The 17,274-nt window shown below is 67.4% G+C and carries 15 protein-coding genes; 6 read left to right on the forward strand and 9 right to left on the reverse strand.

The annotated features are described in order from the left end of the window. Positions 1–7: 7 nt before the first annotated feature. Genes R3E10_14995 through R3E10_15010 form a run of 4 tightly spaced genes read left to right on the forward strand, consistent with a single transcriptional unit; the run spans position 8 to position 4,874 of the window. Positions 8–2,419 carry a glycoside hydrolase family 15 protein gene (locus tag R3E10_14995; protein ID MEZ4417057.1) on the forward strand — a complete coding sequence of 804 codons (2,412 nt, stop codon included), beginning with the start codon at positions 8–10 and terminating at the stop codon, positions 2,417–2,419. Positions 2,420–2,433: 14 nt separating this feature from the next. After that, the gene (locus R3E10_15000; GenBank protein MEZ4417058.1) at positions 2,434–3,114 is read left to right on the forward strand and encodes an ROK family protein; all 681 of its coding nucleotides are present in this window, start codon (positions 2,434–2,436) and stop codon (positions 3,112–3,114) included. Continuing rightward, positions 3,111–3,881 (forward strand): 6-phosphogluconolactonase, encoded by a 771-nt coding sequence (gene pgl, locus R3E10_15005; protein ID MEZ4417059.1) that lies wholly within the window; start codon positions 3,111–3,113, stop codon positions 3,879–3,881. The genes R3E10_15000 and pgl overlap by 4 nt, the downstream gene beginning before the upstream one ends. Before the next feature lie 57 nt (positions 3,882–3,938). Beyond that, positions 3,939–4,874: a UbiA family prenyltransferase gene (locus R3E10_15010; protein MEZ4417060.1), complete on the forward strand. Its 936-nt coding sequence runs from the start codon at positions 3,939–3,941 to the stop codon at positions 4,872–4,874. 28 nt (positions 4,875–4,902) lie between these two features. Here R3E10_15010 and R3E10_15015 read toward each other — a convergent pair whose 3' ends face one another. The 5 genes from R3E10_15015 to R3E10_15035 are packed head-to-tail and all read right to left on the reverse strand — an operon-like array spanning position 4,903 to position 12,579. After that, positions 4,903–7,974, reverse strand: a complete 3,072-nt coding sequence (locus tag R3E10_15015) for an efflux RND transporter permease subunit (GenBank protein MEZ4417061.1) — start codon at positions 7,972–7,974, stop codon at positions 4,903–4,905. Then, positions 7,971–9,026, reverse strand: a complete 1,056-nt coding sequence (locus R3E10_15020) for an efflux RND transporter periplasmic adaptor subunit (protein MEZ4417062.1) — start codon at positions 9,024–9,026, stop codon at positions 7,971–7,973. The genes R3E10_15015 and R3E10_15020 overlap by 4 nt, the downstream gene beginning before the upstream one ends. Further along, positions 9,023–11,521, reverse strand: a complete 2,499-nt coding sequence (locus R3E10_15025; protein ID MEZ4417063.1) for a TolC family protein — start codon at positions 11,519–11,521, stop codon at positions 9,023–9,025. Before R3E10_15025 ends, R3E10_15020 begins: the two co-directional genes overlap by 4 nt. Continuing rightward, positions 11,518–12,186, reverse strand: a complete 669-nt coding sequence (locus tag R3E10_15030; GenBank protein ID MEZ4417064.1) for a response regulator transcription factor — start codon at positions 12,184–12,186, stop codon at positions 11,518–11,520. The genes R3E10_15025 and R3E10_15030 overlap by 4 nt, the downstream gene beginning before the upstream one ends. 9 nt (positions 12,187–12,195) lie before the next feature. Then, positions 12,196–12,579 (reverse strand): PepSY domain-containing protein, encoded by a 384-nt coding sequence (locus R3E10_15035; protein ID MEZ4417065.1) that lies wholly within the window; start codon positions 12,577–12,579, stop codon positions 12,196–12,198. Between the two features lie 481 nt (positions 12,580–13,060). Here R3E10_15035 and R3E10_15040 point away from each other — a divergent pair, with 481 nt between their 5' ends. Together R3E10_15040 and R3E10_15045 are read left to right on the forward strand one after the other, a co-directional pair. Then, a complete protein-coding gene (locus R3E10_15040; protein MEZ4417066.1) occupies positions 13,061–13,717 on the forward strand; it encodes a phosphatase PAP2 family protein in 657 nt (218 codons plus the stop codon). 51 nt (positions 13,718–13,768) lie between these two features. Then, positions 13,769–14,452, forward strand: a complete 684-nt coding sequence (locus R3E10_15045) for a hypothetical protein (protein MEZ4417067.1) — start codon at positions 13,769–13,771, stop codon at positions 14,450–14,452. 89 nt (positions 14,453–14,541) lie between these two features. Here the strand turns inward: R3E10_15045 and R3E10_15050 are convergent, their stop codons facing one another. The 4 genes from R3E10_15050 to R3E10_15065 all read right to left on the reverse strand — a co-directional run bounded on the left by R3E10_15050 (position 14,542) and on the right by R3E10_15065 (position 17,255). After that, positions 14,542–15,237, reverse strand: coding sequence for a VIT family protein (locus tag R3E10_15050; protein MEZ4417068.1), 696 nt, complete (start codon positions 15,235–15,237; stop codon positions 14,542–14,544). A gap of 491 nt (positions 15,238–15,728) precedes the next feature. Continuing rightward, entirely contained in the window at positions 15,729–16,436 is a 708-nt protein-coding gene (locus R3E10_15055) for an HAD family hydrolase (GenBank protein ID MEZ4417069.1), read from the reverse strand. A 1-nt stretch (position 16,437) separates the two neighbouring features. After that, positions 16,438–16,614, reverse strand: coding sequence for a hypothetical protein (locus tag R3E10_15060; GenBank protein MEZ4417070.1), 177 nt, complete (start codon positions 16,612–16,614; stop codon positions 16,438–16,440). A 110-nt stretch (positions 16,615–16,724) separates the two neighbouring features. Beyond that, a complete protein-coding gene (locus R3E10_15065) occupies positions 16,725–17,255 on the reverse strand; it encodes a DUF2127 domain-containing protein (protein ID MEZ4417071.1) in 531 nt (176 codons plus the stop codon). Positions 17,256–17,274 lie beyond the last annotated feature (19 nt).

Below are 17,274 nucleotides of genomic sequence, written 5' to 3' on the forward strand. Positions count from 1 at the left end.
CAAGCGAATGAACGACTCGACAGCGTTCGGGGCACCAGGCATCGAGGCTCGCTGGACACGCAGCGCCAAGGACGCAGTCGGCACTGCATACGCCGCGGCCAGTCGGATCTGGTACACGGTGTCCGCAGGGGTACTGAACGAAGTCTACTACCCCACCATTGATCACCCGCAGATCCGCGATCTGCTGCTGCTGGTGACCGACGGTGCGACGTTCTTCCACGATGAACGTCGTCATCTCACCACCACAACGGAGTACGTGGGCCCCTCGTCGTTGGACGTGCGGGTCGTGAACAGCGACCCCGAGGGGCGCTACCGTCTGGTGAAGGAAGTCCTGAGCGATCCCCACGAGGAATGCGTGTTGATGCAGGTGACGCTGGAGACGCAGCCGGAGTACGAGGGACGGCTCCACGTCTACGCACTGCTGGCACCGCATCTGGATGTGGGCGGCGCAGACAACAACGCCGAGGTGGCCGACATCGCCGGACGGACCCTGTTGACCGCCAACAAGGACGGTGTCTGGTTGGCGTTGGGTGCGACGGTGCCGTTCCTGAAACGGTCCTGCGGGTACGTGGGGCGCTCGGACGGGTGGACGGATCTCGCAGACGACTTCCACATGGACTGGGAGTTCGGCCGCGCGGAGCACGGGAACCTGGCCATGATCGGGGAGTTGGATCTGAGCGAAACGAAGACCTTCGTCCTCGGCCTCGCCCTCGGCAGCGAGCGCCCCCATGCCGTCTCCACGCTCTTCCAATCCCTGTCGGTGCCCTTCGATCAACATCGCACGCGATTCTGCCGGCAGTGGCAGACCGCTTGTACCCACCGCCTGGCCCTGGAACCGTTCTCGACGGATGGGGGGCAGCTCTACCGCCGAAGTCACAGCCTCCTGCTCGCTCACGAGGACAAGACCTATCCCGGTGCCCTGATCGCGTCGTTGAGCATCCCGTGGGGGGAAGTCAAAGGAGACGAGGACCTCGGGGGCTATCATCTGGTCTGGACCCGGGATCTCTGCAACAGTGCTCTGGCGCTGATGGCATCGGGGAACGTGCAGGCTCCTCGCCGCGCTCTCGTCTATCTCGCGGCGACCCAGAATCCCGACGGCGGCTTCTACCAGAACTTCTGGGTGGACGGAAAGCCCTACTGGAAGGGCGTGCAGTTGGACGAGGTGGCCTTCCCGATCCTGTTGGCCTGGAAGCTCGCCGAAGTGGACGGTCTCGGTGCCTTCGATCCGTATCCGACCGTCAAGGCCGCGGCTGGCTATCTCATCCGCCACGGACCCGCCACGCCTCAGGAACGATGGGAGGAAGCCGGGGGCTACTCCCCCGCGACGCTGGCGGTCGTGATCGCTGGGCTGACCTGCGCCGCCCTCTTCGCCCGGTCGCGCGGTGACCAGGCCAGCTCACGCTACCTCCAGGAGTACTCGGACTTCCTGGAGAGCCGGGTGGAAGACTGGACGGTCACACATCACGGCGAGCTGCTCCCCGATGTGCCGACCCACTACATCCGGATTCAGCCCATCGATGGGTCCGACCCCCATGCGGACGAGGACCCGGATCGAGGAGAGTTGCGAATCGCCAATCGAGGCCCGGACCAGCAGTCCGTCTTCCCCGCGCGCAACGTGGTGGACGCGGGCTTCCTCGCCCTCGTGCGGTACGGAATCCGACGTCCGGGGAGTCCGCTGATGGAGGACTCCCTGCGGGTGGTCGATGCCGTGCTGCGAGTCGAGACACCCGGCGGGCCAGTCTGGCGACGCTACAACCACGACGGCTACGGCCAGGGTCCGAACGGAGAGCCCTTCACCGGTCAGGGACGGGGCCGGGCCTGGCCGCTGCTCACGGGGGAGCGCGGACACTACGAGCTGGCGGCGGGTCGCGATCCCACTCCCTTCATACGCGCAATGGAGTGGTTTTCCAGTGGAGCCGGCCTGCTGCCCGAGCAGGTCTGGGACGAGCAGCGAGCCTGGCCCGAACTCGGCCTGGCGTTGGGCCGTCCCACGGGGTCCGCCATGCCGCTCATGTGGGCGCACGCGGAATACATCCGCCTCCTGCGCTCGATGCAGGACGGCGTGCCCTTCGACCGGATCGCCGCGGTGGCCGAGCGCTACCAGAACGGACACCGCCCGGCCGAGCGGGAGTTCTGGACATTCGGCCGCCAGCCGACGCGCCTCCCCGCGGGCCAGGCGCTACGTATCCAGGCGGAGGCCACGTTCCGGCTTCGCGTCACCCGGGACGAGGGGCAAACCTGGACCGACATCGAAAGCACAGCGACGACCCTCGGCGTCTGCTACTGTGACCTCGCCACCCGCCCCGGCCAAGGGGGCACCCTGCGCTTCACCTTCTTCTGGCCGGAGGCGGAGCGGTGGGAAGGGCGCGACTTCCAGGTGGCGATCACCGACGCGCCCGAGCGACAACGACCTTCGTAGAGGGACTCGATTCCATGAATGATCCATCCACCCTCGTCGTCGACATCGGCGGCTCCCACGTGAAGGCGTTGGTGTCCGGAGAGACCGAGCCGCGGGCCTTCCGTTCCGGTCCAGAGCTCACAGCGGTTTCGTTCGCCGATCGATTGCGGGCGCTGGTCAGCGGGTGGTCCTTCGATCGCGTCGCCCTCGGGTACCCGGGACCGGTAGCAGCCAATCGTGCAGCGGAGGAACCTGCCAACCTCGGTGATGGGTGGATGGAATACGACTTCGCGGGCCTCTTCCACCTGCCGACTCTGGTCCTCAACGATGCCGCGCTGCAGGCTCTGGGCAGTGACCAAGGGGGCCGCATGCTGTTCCTCGGGCTCGGCACGGGGCTCGGTTCCGCCCTCGTCCTGGACGGACTCCTGCACCCCACTGAGCTGGCTCACCTGCCGTATCGCAAGAAACGCTCGTACGAGGAGTATTTGGGCGAGGCGGCGCGGCACCGACGGGGAAACAAGCGATGGCGCACATCGGTGCAGGACGTGGTGGAGCTGCTGAGCCACGGACTCCAGGTCGACTACGTGGTCCTGGGCGGAGGCAATGCCCGGCGGGCTCGTCGCGTGAAGTTCCGCGTCGACGTTCGCTTCGGAAGCAACCGGAATGCGTTCCTCGGCGGGTTTCGGGCGTGGGAGCGGGGCCTGGGCCGGTCATGACCAACGACGTCCGCGTCTTTCCCGACATGGACACCCTGTCCGACGCGGCCGCCGCCGCCATCCGGCAGTGCATTCGCGGGGCAGTCGCCGACCGTGGTGAAGCGGTCCTGGCGCTCTCGGGCGGCCATACGCCGGAAGGCCTGTTTCGCCGACTCGCCCTGCGACCCCAGGCCCTGCCCTGGAAGGAGCTGCAGGTTTTCTGGGTCGATGAGCGCTGGGTGTCCTCGGACGATCCGCACAGCAATTTCGGGACGGCACAGCGCGGCTGGTTCGCGCCGGCCGACGCACCACCCGACCACCTCCACCCCATCCCAACCGATCGACGCTCGCCTGGCGCCGCGGCAGAGGAGTACGAGCGACTCCTTCGGGGATACGCCCAGCGTCGCGCACCATGCCCGCTGTTCGATCTGGTGATCCTGGGACTGGGCACGGACGGTCACACCGCCTCCCTCTTCCCGGACCAGCCCGCTCCGATCGATGCGTGGGTCGCGCCAGTGGATGCACCTGCCCAGTATACGATTCGCTCCCGAGTGACCCTGACGCCACTGGCGCTCAACCAGTCGCGCAACGTGATGTTCCTGGTCAGTGGAGCCGAGAAAGCCCCAGCGGTGCGCGCGGCGCTCGCCCGCGAAGGCGACGTGGGTGCAACCCCGTCCCGATCGATCCGACCACGCGGCAGGCGACTGTGGTTTGTCGACGAAGCGGCCTACTCACAGGTCAGTACCAGCGCTACGGCCCCTGAAGCCTCGCCACGTACGTCCAGCTAGATCCCTCCCTGCCGGCCTCGGGACGGATCGATCCCGTATGGTCATGGAGACCTGTCAATGAAGGCGCACCTACCGGGTATCCGGCAGCTGCTGTATCCGGGGCACACCCTTCCCACGGCCGCCGCCCCCGTGTGCGTGGCGTCGGGTGTCGCGATCGCTGCAGGGGTCTTCGCAGCGGGTCCGGCCCTGGGCGCCTTCCTCGCTGGATGGCTGATTCAGCTCGGTGGAGTGATCGCCGACAACTACAACAACCTACGCCGGCATCCGGACGATCAGGAGCATCCAGACCTCGTGCTGGCATTGCGGAGTGGGACGGTTCGCATCGAACAGCTTCGCGGCGCGGCAAGGGCATGCTACGTCGCGTCTCTCGGAATCGGACTGTACCTGGTCTGGGTCGGTGGGCTGCCGGCTCTCATGGTGGGCTGTGCGAGCATCCTGGCCAGCCTGGCCTATTCGTCGGAGCCCCTGCCTCTGGGGGACCGGGCCTTGGGCGACCCGCTGTTCTTTCTGTTCTTCGGAGTGGTTTCGGTGGTCGGAGCGTTCTACGTGCAGGCGGCCGACGTATTGGGAACCCCCTTCCTGATCACCCCGCCCCCCGGGTCGCTTCCGGCTCAGGCGTTCGTGGCCAGCCTGCCGGTGGCCGCGTTGACGACCAACATCCTGGTCATCGACAACATCCGTGATCGGGAGCTCGACGCCGCCAAGGGGGAGATCACGCTGGCGGTGCTCCTGGGGGAGACGTGGAGTCGCGTCGAGTTCTTCGTCCTGATGAGCGTGGCCTACGGCGTGCCGGTTGTGCTGTGGCTGCGGGGCGCCGGAGTTCCGGTGCTGCTCCCGCTGCTCACAGTGCCGTTGGCCCTCTGGTTGGCATGGCGCGTCTGGACGCTGCGCGGTCACGAAGCGCTGGGCCCGGTCACGCCGCAGGCCGGTGCGCTGGATCTGACCTTCTCTGTGCTGTTCGGACTCGGTCTGGCTCTCGCAGGCGGGGCGTAGCTCGATATTCGAACAGGAACGTGGGTCCTCAGGCCGCCTCACCCAGCCGGTACCCGGCACCGCGAACCGCCAGCACCACGGTCGGCACCAGGAAGAGGGTGATCGGAGTCGACAGCGCGAGCCCGCCGATGACGGTGAGGGCCAGAGGGCGCTGCATGTCCGCGCCGGCCCCCAAGCCCAGGGCCAGCGGCAACAGCCCGAAGAGCGTGCAGAGCGTGGTCATGACGATGGGGCGCACGCGCACCTTGGCCGCCTCCCGCAAGGCGACGCCGAGCGCGTCACCCTCGTTCAGCATGCGGTGCCGTGTGAAGTCCAGCAGGATGATCCCGTTCTTCACGATCAAGCCGACGAGCAGAATCAGGCCCATGAGGGAGGACACGTTGAGCGGGGTCCCGGTGAGCAGCAGAAGCAGCGCGGCACCGACGAACGAGACGGGTGCCGCTGCCAGGATGACGAGCGGCTCCAGGAACGACTCGAACTGGAGCAACATGACCGCGACCACGGAGAGGCCGGCCAGGGCCAAGACCAGCAGCAGGCTTCGGAACGCTTCGCGTTGGCTCTCATGCTGCCCACCCAGGACCACCGTCACCCCCGCGGGGGCGGGAGTCGCCGCGAGCACGGCCTGTACGTCCGCGGTCACTGCACCGAGCGAGCGCCCTTCCACTCCTCCCGTCACTGTGATCATCTGCCGTTGGTTTTCTCGCTGCACCTCCGCCTCTGTAGTGACTTCCTGGAAGGAGGCCAGTATGGCCAGTGGCGTCGGATCGTCCACACCCGGTGGGTAGATGGGAAGTTGGCCCAGCAGCGTGGGATCAAAGCGCACGTCGTCGGGAGCATGAACTCGGACCCCGATGGCCCGCTCTCCTTCGCGTAGCTGGCCGCTGATGGTGCCCAGGAGCGCCGCGTCCACCTGCGCGGAGACGTCGGACGGGGTCAGCCCCAGCCGGCGTGCTGCGGCAGGATCGATCTTGAGGTGCAACTCCGGCATGCGGTCCGGAACGCCGTCGAAGAGGTCGACCAGTCCGTCGATGCCGCCCAAGCGCTCACCCAAGGTACGCGCGTACGTCTCTAGCCGAGCGCGGTCCTCGCCGAAGAGCTTGACCTCCACCGGAGTGGCGTTCCCGGCCAGGTCGTTGATCAGGTCGCTCAACAACTGGATGAACTCCACGCGCAATCGCGGAAGGGTGTGGTCGACGTCTCCGCGCACGTCGTCCATCACCGCGAAGATGTCCCGGCTCCTCTGGGAGGCCGGGCGCAGACGCACCACCACGTCGCCGGTGTTCTGCTCCGTGGCGAAGAGACCCATCTCCGCCCCCGTGCGCCGAGAGGTGGCCTCCACCTCTGGAACACCTGCCAGGATCCCTTCCAGTGCACTCAACTGCCGGTCCGTCTCCGCAAGCGACGTCCCGGTGGGGGTCCAGTAGTCGAGCACAAACGCCCCCTCGTCCATGGTGGGCAGGAACCCTGTGGGAAGAACCCGTCCGAGCACCCCCCCCACCACCATGAGCACGACCGCAATGCCCACCACAGGCCTCGGCCGGGCCAGCGAGGCCTCGAGCCACCGGGGATAGTGGTCCAACGCCCCTTCGATCCTCTTCTCGAGACGCTGGCTCCAGCGGCGCCCCGTGGGACGCTCCTTCGCGGTGCGCTCTACGATCCACTCCTGCGCCAGCAGCGGAACGACGGTCAACGCCAGCACCAGGGACACCAGCACTGCGATGACCAACGTCACCGACAGCGCTTTGAAGAACTGACCGACGACACCCTGAAGGAGCCCAAGCGGAAGGAACACCACGACTGTGGTCAAGGTCGAGCTCGTGACCGGCCACACCAGCTCTACGACCGCGTCCCGCACCGCCGAGTCGCGGCGACCTGGCATTCCCAAGTGCCGCATGATGTTCTCCGTGACCACCACGGCGTCGTCGATCACCAGCCCGATGGCCACCGCCATCCCGCCCAGGGTCATGAGGTTGAAGCTGGCGCCTGCCAACCACATGACGAGCACGGTGATCGCCATGGTTAGAGGAATCGCCAGCGCGCTGATCAGCGTGATGGAGCCACCCCCGAGGAAGGCGAAGAGGACACCCACCGCCAGCAAGGCCCCCACGAACATCGCGTCGCGGACCGATCCCACCGCCTCGCGGACCAGTCCGGCCTGATCGTACACCGGCTCCAGGGTGACTCCAGGGGGCAAAGAGTGCCGGAGCGATTCCATGGTGCGGGCTACGCTGTCCGCGAGCTGGAGTGTATTTCCACGCTCCTGCCGCGCGATGTTGATCAGGGCCGAAGGGCGTCCGTCGCCGCGGATCAGCGTGACCCGGTCCACCGTGCCCAACCGGACGGTGGCCACGTCCCGCACGCGCAGCCCACCCGGCAGAGCCACATCGGCAATGTCATCCAGCGACTGCGGCTGCTGGTCCACCACCACCAATGCCTGTTGGTGCTCGCGGTCCACACGACCCACTGCCTGGACCCCGAGCCCGTCCTGGATCACCTGAGCCAGCTCGCGGTAGCCGAGACCGATGCGGGCCAGCCGCTCGGGCGACGCGATGACTTCGACCTCCCGGATGTCGCTCCCCTGCACGTCGATGCGGCCGATGCCCGGGATGTCGGCCAACGCCGGCCGGATCTGATAGCGCGCTACGTCGTACAGCTCACCCGGGTCGTTCCCCTTGACGTTGTACGTGATGATGGGGAACAGGGAGGGGAGCTGACGCTGCACCTCGACCGCCAAGGCTGCGGGCAGGTCGCCTCGCACCTCGTTGATGCGGGCCTCCACCTGCTGGAGCGCGACCTGCATATCGGTGTTGGGGGCGAACAAGAGCGACAGCTCGGTGGCCCCTCGGATCGACCGCGACCGGAGCCGGGTGAGCCCCGGTACCACGCTGACCGCCTGCTCCAGGGGCTGGCTCACCGCGAACATCTGATCCTGAGCCCCCAACGAGGTTCCCTGCGCCACGACCACGATGCGCGAGAACTTGAGCTCAGGGTAGATGGACGAGGGAAGTATGAACGCCGCTCCGATGCCCGCGACGGCACACAACATGGTTGCCAACAACACGAAGCGGCGCTGCCGGGTCAGCAAGCCGAAGCCGTTCATCGCTGCACGCCGTCCAGGATGCGGGTCCCTTCTGCCACTCCGTAAGCACCGGTGGTGACGATGCGTTCCCCGCCCACCAGGCCCTTCAGCACTTCTACGAAGGCGCCCACCTCCGCGCCGACTTCGACGGGCGCTTCGTGCACCACCCCTGCGCTGTCGAGCACGAACACGACCAAGCCGTCCGCTTCCGGTACCAGGGCCTCGCGGGGAATCACTACGGCCCGCTCGTGACGGGCCACCGTGATGTGGGCCGCGACGGTCTCACCGGGGCGAAGCACGCGCTGGACGCTGTCGACCGACACCCGAACGGTCACGGCTCCGGTGGCCGAATCCACCGCCGCGCTGACGCCCGCGACGTGTCCGCTGGCCAGGTCTTCCGCCTCCTGCTGGAGACTGGCGGTTACCCGGGCCGGCGCCCCGTTCGGGACACGCGCAGCCTCCGACGGAGACAATCGGAGCTGCGCTTCCAGCTTGGTGGGGTCGACGACCTCCACTAGGACCTCCCCGCTCGTGACTGGCTGCGCGAGGGTGGCTCGCATTGCAGCGACAGTGCCGTCGATGGGTGAGCGCAGCACAGCCCTCGAGTGTGTCCGCTGCGCATCGGCAACCTCCGCATTGGCGCGGGCCCGTTCGGCGCTGGCGGCCTCCAGGTCCTTGCGGGGCAGAATACCCTGGTCCACCAGCCTCTGCGCACGGGAGAGCGCCTCCTCGGCAGTGGCGAGGGCGGCCTGGGCCTGGCGGAGGCGCTCCCCCCACACGCTGGCGTCCAGCTCCACCAGCCGCTGGCCGGCCCGCACGCGATCGCCCTCGCCTACGTCGATGGCAGTCACCACCGTCTCGCCGGGCGCCGACAGGCGCGCGTGCGCGCTCGGGTGCGCCGTGATCGTCCCGGTGGCCGTGACCACCACGTCGAAGGGACGCACCTCCGCCACCGCCGTGGAGGCCATCGTCTCCGGCGGCTGATCCTGTGGCGCGCCGTCTCCTGCACCACAGCTCGAAGCCACCAGAACGGACAGTCCCACGGCAAGGCTGCGGGAACCCGTGCGGATCATGGAGTGCCTCCTCCGGCGCTGAACGCCCATTCGAGCCCCGCGCGTGCCGCGCGAGCGGCGACGTACGCATCGACCTCCCGCTGCAGCGCGGCCAGCGCGCTCCGGCGCGCTTCCAAGGTGCTTGCCAGCGGATACGCTCCCTCTCGGTATGCCTGTTGAATCAGGGCGGCGACCTGCTCCGCTTCGCGAGCAGCCGGCACATCGACCGACAGGCGCGACTCAGCGACCGTCCAGGCGCGTTCAGCTTCTCCGCGAAACAGAGCCACTTGGCGGGCGGTTTCGTCTTGATCGGCTCGCGCTGCCACCAGATTGGCCTCCGCCTCGCGTACACGCGCCGTGCTCCGATCGAACCACGGGAGGGGGATCGCGACCCCGACGGTCGGAAGCACGCCGGACTCCGCCCCGCTGGGGTCGCCAGTCTCGAACCCGAAGCGTAGGGCCGGGACCGGAATCCGGTCCCGGCGAGCCGCGCTCAGCAGAGCCACCTGGGCTGTCGTGCGCGCAGTTGCCGCCTGCAGACGCGACGGCGTTTCCTCTCCGACGGAAGGACGATCCGGGACCTGGGCCAGGGGATCCGCCAGCTGAAGACGCGCCTCGTTCACCGGCAGTCCCAACAGGGACTGTAAAGCAGTCACTGCACTGATGGCCGACAGTGAGTCCGCCAGTGCGGCACTCCGTTGCTCCGCGAACGCGACCCGTGCGACCTGGACGTCCAGCGCACTCGCGTCCCCCGCGGCCTCGCGCGCCTCGGCAATGCGGACCAGCTCCTCACCATCGATTGCCGCCTGCCGCGAAAGCTCAGCACGCGCTCGCGCGCCGAGCGCCTGAGCATACGCCAACTCCACCTGGTAGCGGAGATCGGCCCGTGCGGCCGCTAGGGTCCACTCCGCTCCACTCAGCTCGGCGCTCGCGGCGTCCAGGCGCGGACCTCGCTTCACGAGGGCGTCCAGAGGCTGCTCGAGCTCCATGTGGTAGTTGGGGACGGACCTGCTGTATCCGAGGGCGAGCGCGGGGTTGTCGAATGCCTTCGCTTGGCGGAACGCCGCGCGAGCGGCCTCCACGCGCGCCTGCGCGAGCGCGAGAGTGGGCGCCTTGGCCTGCGCCCGCTCCAAGACCTCCGCCAGCGAGAGGGATTGCGGCGCGGCAGACGATTGCTGCGCAGAGAGCGAGCCTGCTTCGAGGAAGACCGAAGTGGCGAGGACCATCGCCGCTCCCGCAAGCAGGCGGCGGAAACTCACCCGCACGCGCGTCCCTCGCCCATCCCCCTGCGTGACGGTGAGCTGTGCTCCGTGTGCCTCCGCGATGGAGCGCGCGATGGCGAGGCCGAGGCCGCTTCCAGCCGCGCCGGTACGGGCAGCGTCGGCGCGGACGAATCGCTCGAACACATGCGGGAGGACGTCCGGCGGGATCCCGGGACCATCGTCCTCCACTTCTACGACGGCTCTATCTCCATGCGCGGTGACCGATGCCGATACTCGACCTCCGCTGGGTGTGTATTTCACGGCATTATCCAGTAGGATGACCAGTAGGCGCAGCACCAGATCCCGGTCCGCGAAGACTTGTACTTCGTCGAACTCTGCAAGTCTCAGTCGGATGTCTTTCTGACGAGCCAGCGTTCCCACGAGCCGAGCAGCTTGCACCACCAGGTCGTCCAAGAACAGCGGCGCTTTGTTGGCTCGGAGCTTCTGCTCGTCGGCGGCGGCAAGGAACAGGAGATCGTCGATCAGTCTGCCCAACCGCTGGGCCTCGCTGGCAATGTCCTGCAACGCAGCGACGTACTCCTCGGCCTCTCGTGGACGATCCAGCGCCACCTCCGACCGGGCAAGCATCACCGCCGTGGGCGTCCTCAGCTCGTGGGAGGCGTCGGCAACGAATCGACGCGTACGGGCCATGGAGTTGCGAACGGGCTCCAAGGCGCGGTCCGCGAGAAAGCGACCCCCCATGCCGACAAGTCCCAACGCCCCGGCCGCAGCGAGCAGAAACGTCAAGAGAAGTGCAGGATACTGTTGCTCCAACTCGACGGCATCTGCCACGGCAAGTACCCGGTAGGGTGCACCCCCGACCTCGACGGCCCGGCCGTAGACCCGCCAGGAGCGCTCATCTCCGGTCTCGAGTTTCTGCCATACCTCAGAGCGTGTTCGCAACGTATCCGCAGATTCTTTGAGAAACGCGGGTAGCGGAGTGCCGGCCAGCGGCCCCCCGTCGGCGGTGAGTACGTGGATCTGGATTCCTGGGATGACCAGTTCGTCGAGGGCATCCACGAGCGGAACCCCGAGCGTACGTTCACGCTCCCGGACCCGCAGCGCACGCTCCGCCTCGGCGGTGGCGGCGACCAGTTGGCGGTCGACCACAGCGCGCACCTGGCGGCTCACAGCCAGGTAGACGGCACCCCCGAAGAGCGCCAGAATCACCGCGCTGACTCCCACGTACCAGCGGGTGAGCCGGGCGCGCGCCGTTCGTACCGCCCGATCGTCGGCGCCGCTCTTGCTGGTCATGAACCCAGGCGGTATCCCGCGCCCCGCACCGTATGGATCAGCGGAACGTCGGACCCCCCGTCGATCTTCTTACGGAGGCGCCACACCAGCACCTTGAGCAGATTGCCGAAGGGATCGTGATTCTCATCCCAAACGTAGGCGGTGAGTTCGGCACGGGTGACGACCTGCCCTCTGCGGCGGAGCAGGCACTCCAGCAGGGCCCACTCCTGGGCCGTCAGTGTGAGGGTGCGGCCCGCGCGCTCGACGCGGTGGCTCTGCAGGTCCACCTTCAGATCCGCAATCTGCTCGGGACCTCCCGTCAGTGTCTTGGAACGACGCCCGAGCGCCTCGATGCGCGCAACCAGCTCGCGGAAGGAAAACGGCTTGACGAGGTAATCGTCGCCGCCAGCCCGGAAGCCCGCGAGCCGATCGTCCTCCTCCCCGAGGGCGGTGAGAAACAATACGGGAGTATCCACAGCGTCAGCGCGCAGACGTCTGCACAGCTCGACCCCATCACCACCGGGCAGTAGGACGTCGAGCACCAGCACGTCGAAGGTGCCCTCCGCGGCTGCGATGACTGCCCCTGCGAAGGTCCCCACGCCGGTCACCCGCATGCCATGGTCCTCGAGACCGTGCACCAACGTCTTGCGCAGCGCCGCTTCGTCTTCGACGACCAGGACCTTCACCGGCCGCTCTCAGTGCTCGGACGCATGCCCTTCTTCCTCGTGTTCGGCCGCCTCGTGTTCCGCGCTCTCGTGTTCCACTCGAACGATGGCTCCGGTGGTGGCGTCCACCCAGACCTCTTGGACGCCCTCCTCCCCGTCAACTTCGATGTCGAACGAGTACACCAGTCGACCCTCCTCCCGTTCGAGCTCCGCCGATTCGATCTCGCCTCCGGGCACCCGTGCGAGTGCCGTCCGACGGGCAGTGGCGTCGTCGATCCGCGCCTGGGCCGCGAGGCCGGGCTCCGCCTCTTTGGTCCGCACCTCACCCGTGCAGGAAGCCAAACCCGCCAAGGCAAGCCCCATCACGAGACCCGCGCGACCGGCCGAGAGTCGTGTCTGCCGGAATGCATCCATGTCTGAACCGCCTATCCGAGGTGTTCCCGCGAGCCGATGGCACGGGCTAGAGGAATCTAGGGGGGCCGGCTTACGGCAACCTTTCAGGGGGCCCGGGCAGCATCGGAGCGACCGTTCCGACGGGGCAGTGTGGCTTGCTCGCGCCCGGAACTGCAAGGTGGCTGAAAGGTCGCCCTGCCCACCTTCAACCTTGGGCCTCCGTGACGCTGGACCCGCCAGACGCAAATCACCCATGCCGCTTGCCGCACTCCTTCCTCGGAAGCTGTCGATTCATCACCCAGCCGTCGCTGCTCTCGCAGCGGCTCTTGTCATCTGTGGGACTGCTGAGGCGCAGGTCGCGACCCCTGACAGTGTCCATACAGCGTCGACCGTCCCCGTGGCGAGGATTGCCGTCGCTAGCGGTGCGCTGATCCTTGGGACTGAACTGGACGAATTCGCCCGTGCCCTGGCCCAGTCCTCCGCTGCGCAAGGAAGTCGAACCGTGGCCGGGTTCGCCTCCGCCTTCGAACCGCTGGGAACGGCTTGGCCGTCGCTCATTGGCGGCAGCCTCTATCTCGCCGCGCGCATCGGCGGCTACCATGACACGGCGGACATCGCCGGGCACGTGACAACCAGCATTCTCGCAGCAAGCGCCGCGTCGGGCTTGGCCAAGTTCGCGTTCGGGAGGGCACGTCCGTACCTCCCGTCCTCCGACGACGGGGCCCTGGCGCCTTTCCGCGCGCTTGCCGACGGCGGATATACCTCCTTTCCCTCCGGCCATACCACCGCCGCCTTCGCCATGGCCTCCGCCCTTTCGGCGGAACTGTCCGACCGCTGGCCGCGCCTGGCTCCCATCGCTCCCACAGTTCTCTACACAGCAGCGAGCCTCACGGGGTTCGCCCGCGTATACCACGACCGGCATTGGCTCACCGATGTCGTGGCGGGTGCCATGCTAGGACGGTGGGTGGGCCTGCAGGTTGTGCGGCACGCCCACGCGGAAGACGCAGGGTCATCTGCAATCGAGCCGTTTGTCGCCCTGGGTCCCACCGGCGGCTGGGCGGCAGGGATTCGCATCGGACGTCCCGGCGGGGGATCGACGTGGCGCGCCAGTCCGACACCGTGCACGGCGGGCGTGCGTTGTCCTCTGAGTGAAAGGTAGATGCAAGCTGCCGAGTGCGATCATGGGGTTGCCATCAACCAGGAGGAGTTCATGTGGAACCCGCAAACGCGCAGTCGAACCCTGGCGCGAGCGTCCGCTTGGGTGGCGCTCGCCCTCGCAGGGGGCTGCTCCGACGCCACTGGTCCCGTGGTGCCCGTGTCCTTGCAGGCCGCCGGACATCACGCCGAGAGTGTATACGAGCAGGTCTTCAGTGACCAATGGAGTGCGGCCAAGACGTTCGCCGACAGTCTGGCTCAGGATCTGGACGACATGGATCGTCAGGGGGTGGCGGCCACCACGGCTCGAGCCGAGCTACGGACTTCGTTCGCCGGCCTCGATGCGGCGCTGATCACGCGCGAGCGCTTCGTGGCCTTGGACGGGGCGAACGAGATGACCCGGGTGGTGGCGGAGCTCACCGAGATGCACCACCCCTCCGTGCCGACTGAGATCACCCTGTTGGACTACTACGGCCGTGTTCTACAGATCCAATCGGAACGGGACGACCGAACCGCGCTGGCCACCGGCGTGGACGGGTTGCGACTCACCTGGGATGCGGTCCGCGCCAAGGTGGTGGCCCGACCCCAGGGTGCCGCTGCTGCCGCTGACTTCGACGCCCTCGTGCTCTTGGCCGAGTCCACTGCGGAGCCCACTGCCTTCGCCGACCTCTCGGTGCGCATCCTGGATGCAGTCGACGTGCTCGAGCAGCTGTTTCCGGCGTCGGATGCGCCTGATTGACCCATCGCCGAGGGGACGACCGGCCGCGGTAGCCGTTCCAGGACGACGCTACCGTGGCCGAGGTCCCGTCGCCGGGGGGACCCGCATCCTCACAGCGCCCCACCCAACCAGCGGCCAGCACCGGCCGTGACCAGCATGGCCACCGCACCCCAGAAGGTGACTCGCGCCGCGGCTCGAAGGGCGGGGGCGCCCCCGACGCGGGCGGCCAACGTTCCCAGTAGGGCCAGACACACCAAGGATGCCAGCACGACCGTAGGAACCACCGATGACGACGGGGCCAGCACCGCCGCCGCGAGCGGCAAGGCCGCGCCGGCGGCGAAACTGGCAGCAGAAGACAGCGCTGCCTGCAGGGGGCGGGCAGTGGCCAGCTCCGTGATCCCCAACTCGTCGCGGGCGTGAGCCGTCAACGCGTCCTGGGCCATCATCTGCTCCGCAACCTGGAGGGCCAACGCCGAGTCGAGGCCGCGGCCCCGGTAGATCGCTGCCAGCTCCTCCGTCTCCGCAGCCCGATCGTTGGCCAACTCGGAGCGCTCCCGTTTCAGATCGGCCCGCTCGGTGTCTGCCTGTGAGCTGACGGATACGTACTCGCCCGCAGCCATCGAGAGCGCACCGCCGACCAGCCCGGCCATACCCGCGATCAGAATCTGCGCGGAGCTCGCATGCGACGCGGCAACCCCGGAAACCAGGCTTGCCACCGAGACGATCCCGTCGTTTGCCCCAAGCACGGATGCTCGCAGCCAACCGATGTGTTGTGCCCTGTGACGCTCGGCGTGCCCGGGGCTCATGACCAGACCCTCAGCATGGTGGGCCCGTCGCCTTCGAGAGGCGATGGCTCCGGACTGCCAGCTTGGTGCACCCAAGCCACCAGCGACGATTCGCCGAAGGGCGGGGCGACGGTCTCAACCTGTGGTTTCATAATCACTTACCCTCCTGGCGCCGGGTTTGAGGGCTATGGGTGGCAGACGTTACATGGGCGGCACCGCCCAGCAGTCCCGGGCGGTGATCAAGGTACGCAACGACAGGTCGGTCCCCGAGATGGTCTTCCTCGAACAAGCGGACTTCGACGTCAGGCTGGGCAAGGTTCCGCTCGTGATGGTCCCGTTGGGCGACGACGGCCATCTGCCTCCGACGCCGGACTCGATGACGGTGATCGCCAATCCCGGTCCGGACCAGGCCACCCCAACAACACACAACGAGCGGGACGTCCGCGCGATGATGTTCCTCGAGGAAGGTGCATTCGACTTGCGCCGCCAGGCCGTCGGAGCCGCTCTCCCCATCAATGCCGCTCGCCGCCTTGGGCCCCGAGCCCGCCTGGCGCCACCAGCAGTTCGCCGATGTGCTCGATGGTGCGGTCGGCGGGAGGATAGGGGCCCTGTTGCTCCGGGTCCCTGGCATAGTGGCCTTGAAGCGGCTGGATCGTCGTCACCCGCTGCCCCCAGCTCCGCTTCACCGCCGTCAGGATGCGCAGCTTGTCATCGACCAGCACGTAGTGCTGGGCGGGATAGCGGCGTTCGACGTCGGACAGCTCCTTCTCCTTGTGCACGTAGATCAAGGCGTGGCCGCCCACGGCATCGAGGAGTCCGGAGCGCTCGACCTTGCGTGGTTGGAAGACCACGTCTCCATCGGTCAATATCGCGACCTGCCCCTCTTGCTTGAGCCGGCCGATGACTTCGAGTGCCCCGGGAAAGAGTCGGTTGGCGAACGGATAGTCGAGGAGATACGACGAGAGTTGCAGAATTCGGGTATCGCGCGGACGCTCGCGCCGGTACTGCTGGAGCGCGCCCAAGTAGTCGGCATATCCGAGCTCCACGCGAAGGTGCTCGAAGACCTCCCAGTAGCGTCGGGCTCGTAAAGCACCAATCGCGATCTCCAGGTGGCGCCTGAGATCGGCGATGATGCGATCATTGTCCAAGAGCGTGTTGTCCACGTCGAGGAGAAACACCGTGTCACCGGTGCGGGACGCCCTCGGTCTCCAACCGCTCATTTCAAGGCTGCTTCGCAGACAAGCGCAGGTAGAAAGCCGCGAACAGCAGGACGATCCCGACGTTGGCGACGAGCCGCGACCAGAAGTGCAGACGTCCCTTGAAGAGAAGCACATCCATTCCCACCACAACCACGATCAGCGTCACCACCCAGACCGGCGTCGGGATCCTGCTAGCCATGACCATCCTCCGGTCCAAGAGCATCCACATCGCCCACGGCCATGGCCGCTGGGCGCCGAGCTCGAGGGACGGGTCGTTGTTCGCCGCAACAGAGCCATGCGCAAGCGAGGTCAGGGCTGCCGGGCGGCGATCCCACGGAGGTGCTGGTATTCATGGACTGCCATCCAGACGATGAAGAGATCGAACACTGTGAGACCCAGCAGCGTGAAGGAGGAGCGGATCCACGCAAGGTACCCCTGATAGGCCGCGAACAGGGACAGGGCTGCGATGGCCCAGGGATACGCTCGGACCACGCCGCGCAACAGGTAGTAGACCAGGACGAGCTTCACGACTCCGTGTGTCAGTAGGAACACGGCACCGAAGATGCGCTGCGCCCCCAGCTGCTGTCCCAGGACGAAGAGTGTGTGGGCCACGACGTCGGTCGGGTCGGCGGTGAGCTCTGGCACCGTGACGGCCCGAACGGCGGCTTGGATCGCGGAAGACGGAGTGAGGAGCAGGAGAAGTCCACCGAGCAGCTCGAGGCCGCCGTCGGCGGCTTTCAGCCAAAGGGACAGGCGGAAGACGCGGTCGAAGACCGGCGCCGCCGTCGCGGAGTGCGCGCCCCCGTCGAGGCGATCCTCCCTCTGTGCGCCTACCTCCACCGGAGCTGCTCCGCGATGC

The organism is Gemmatimonadota bacterium (assembly GCA_041390105.1).
Classification (GTDB): domain Bacteria; phylum Gemmatimonadota; class Gemmatimonadetes; order Longimicrobiales; family Gaopeijiaceae; genus JAGQIF01.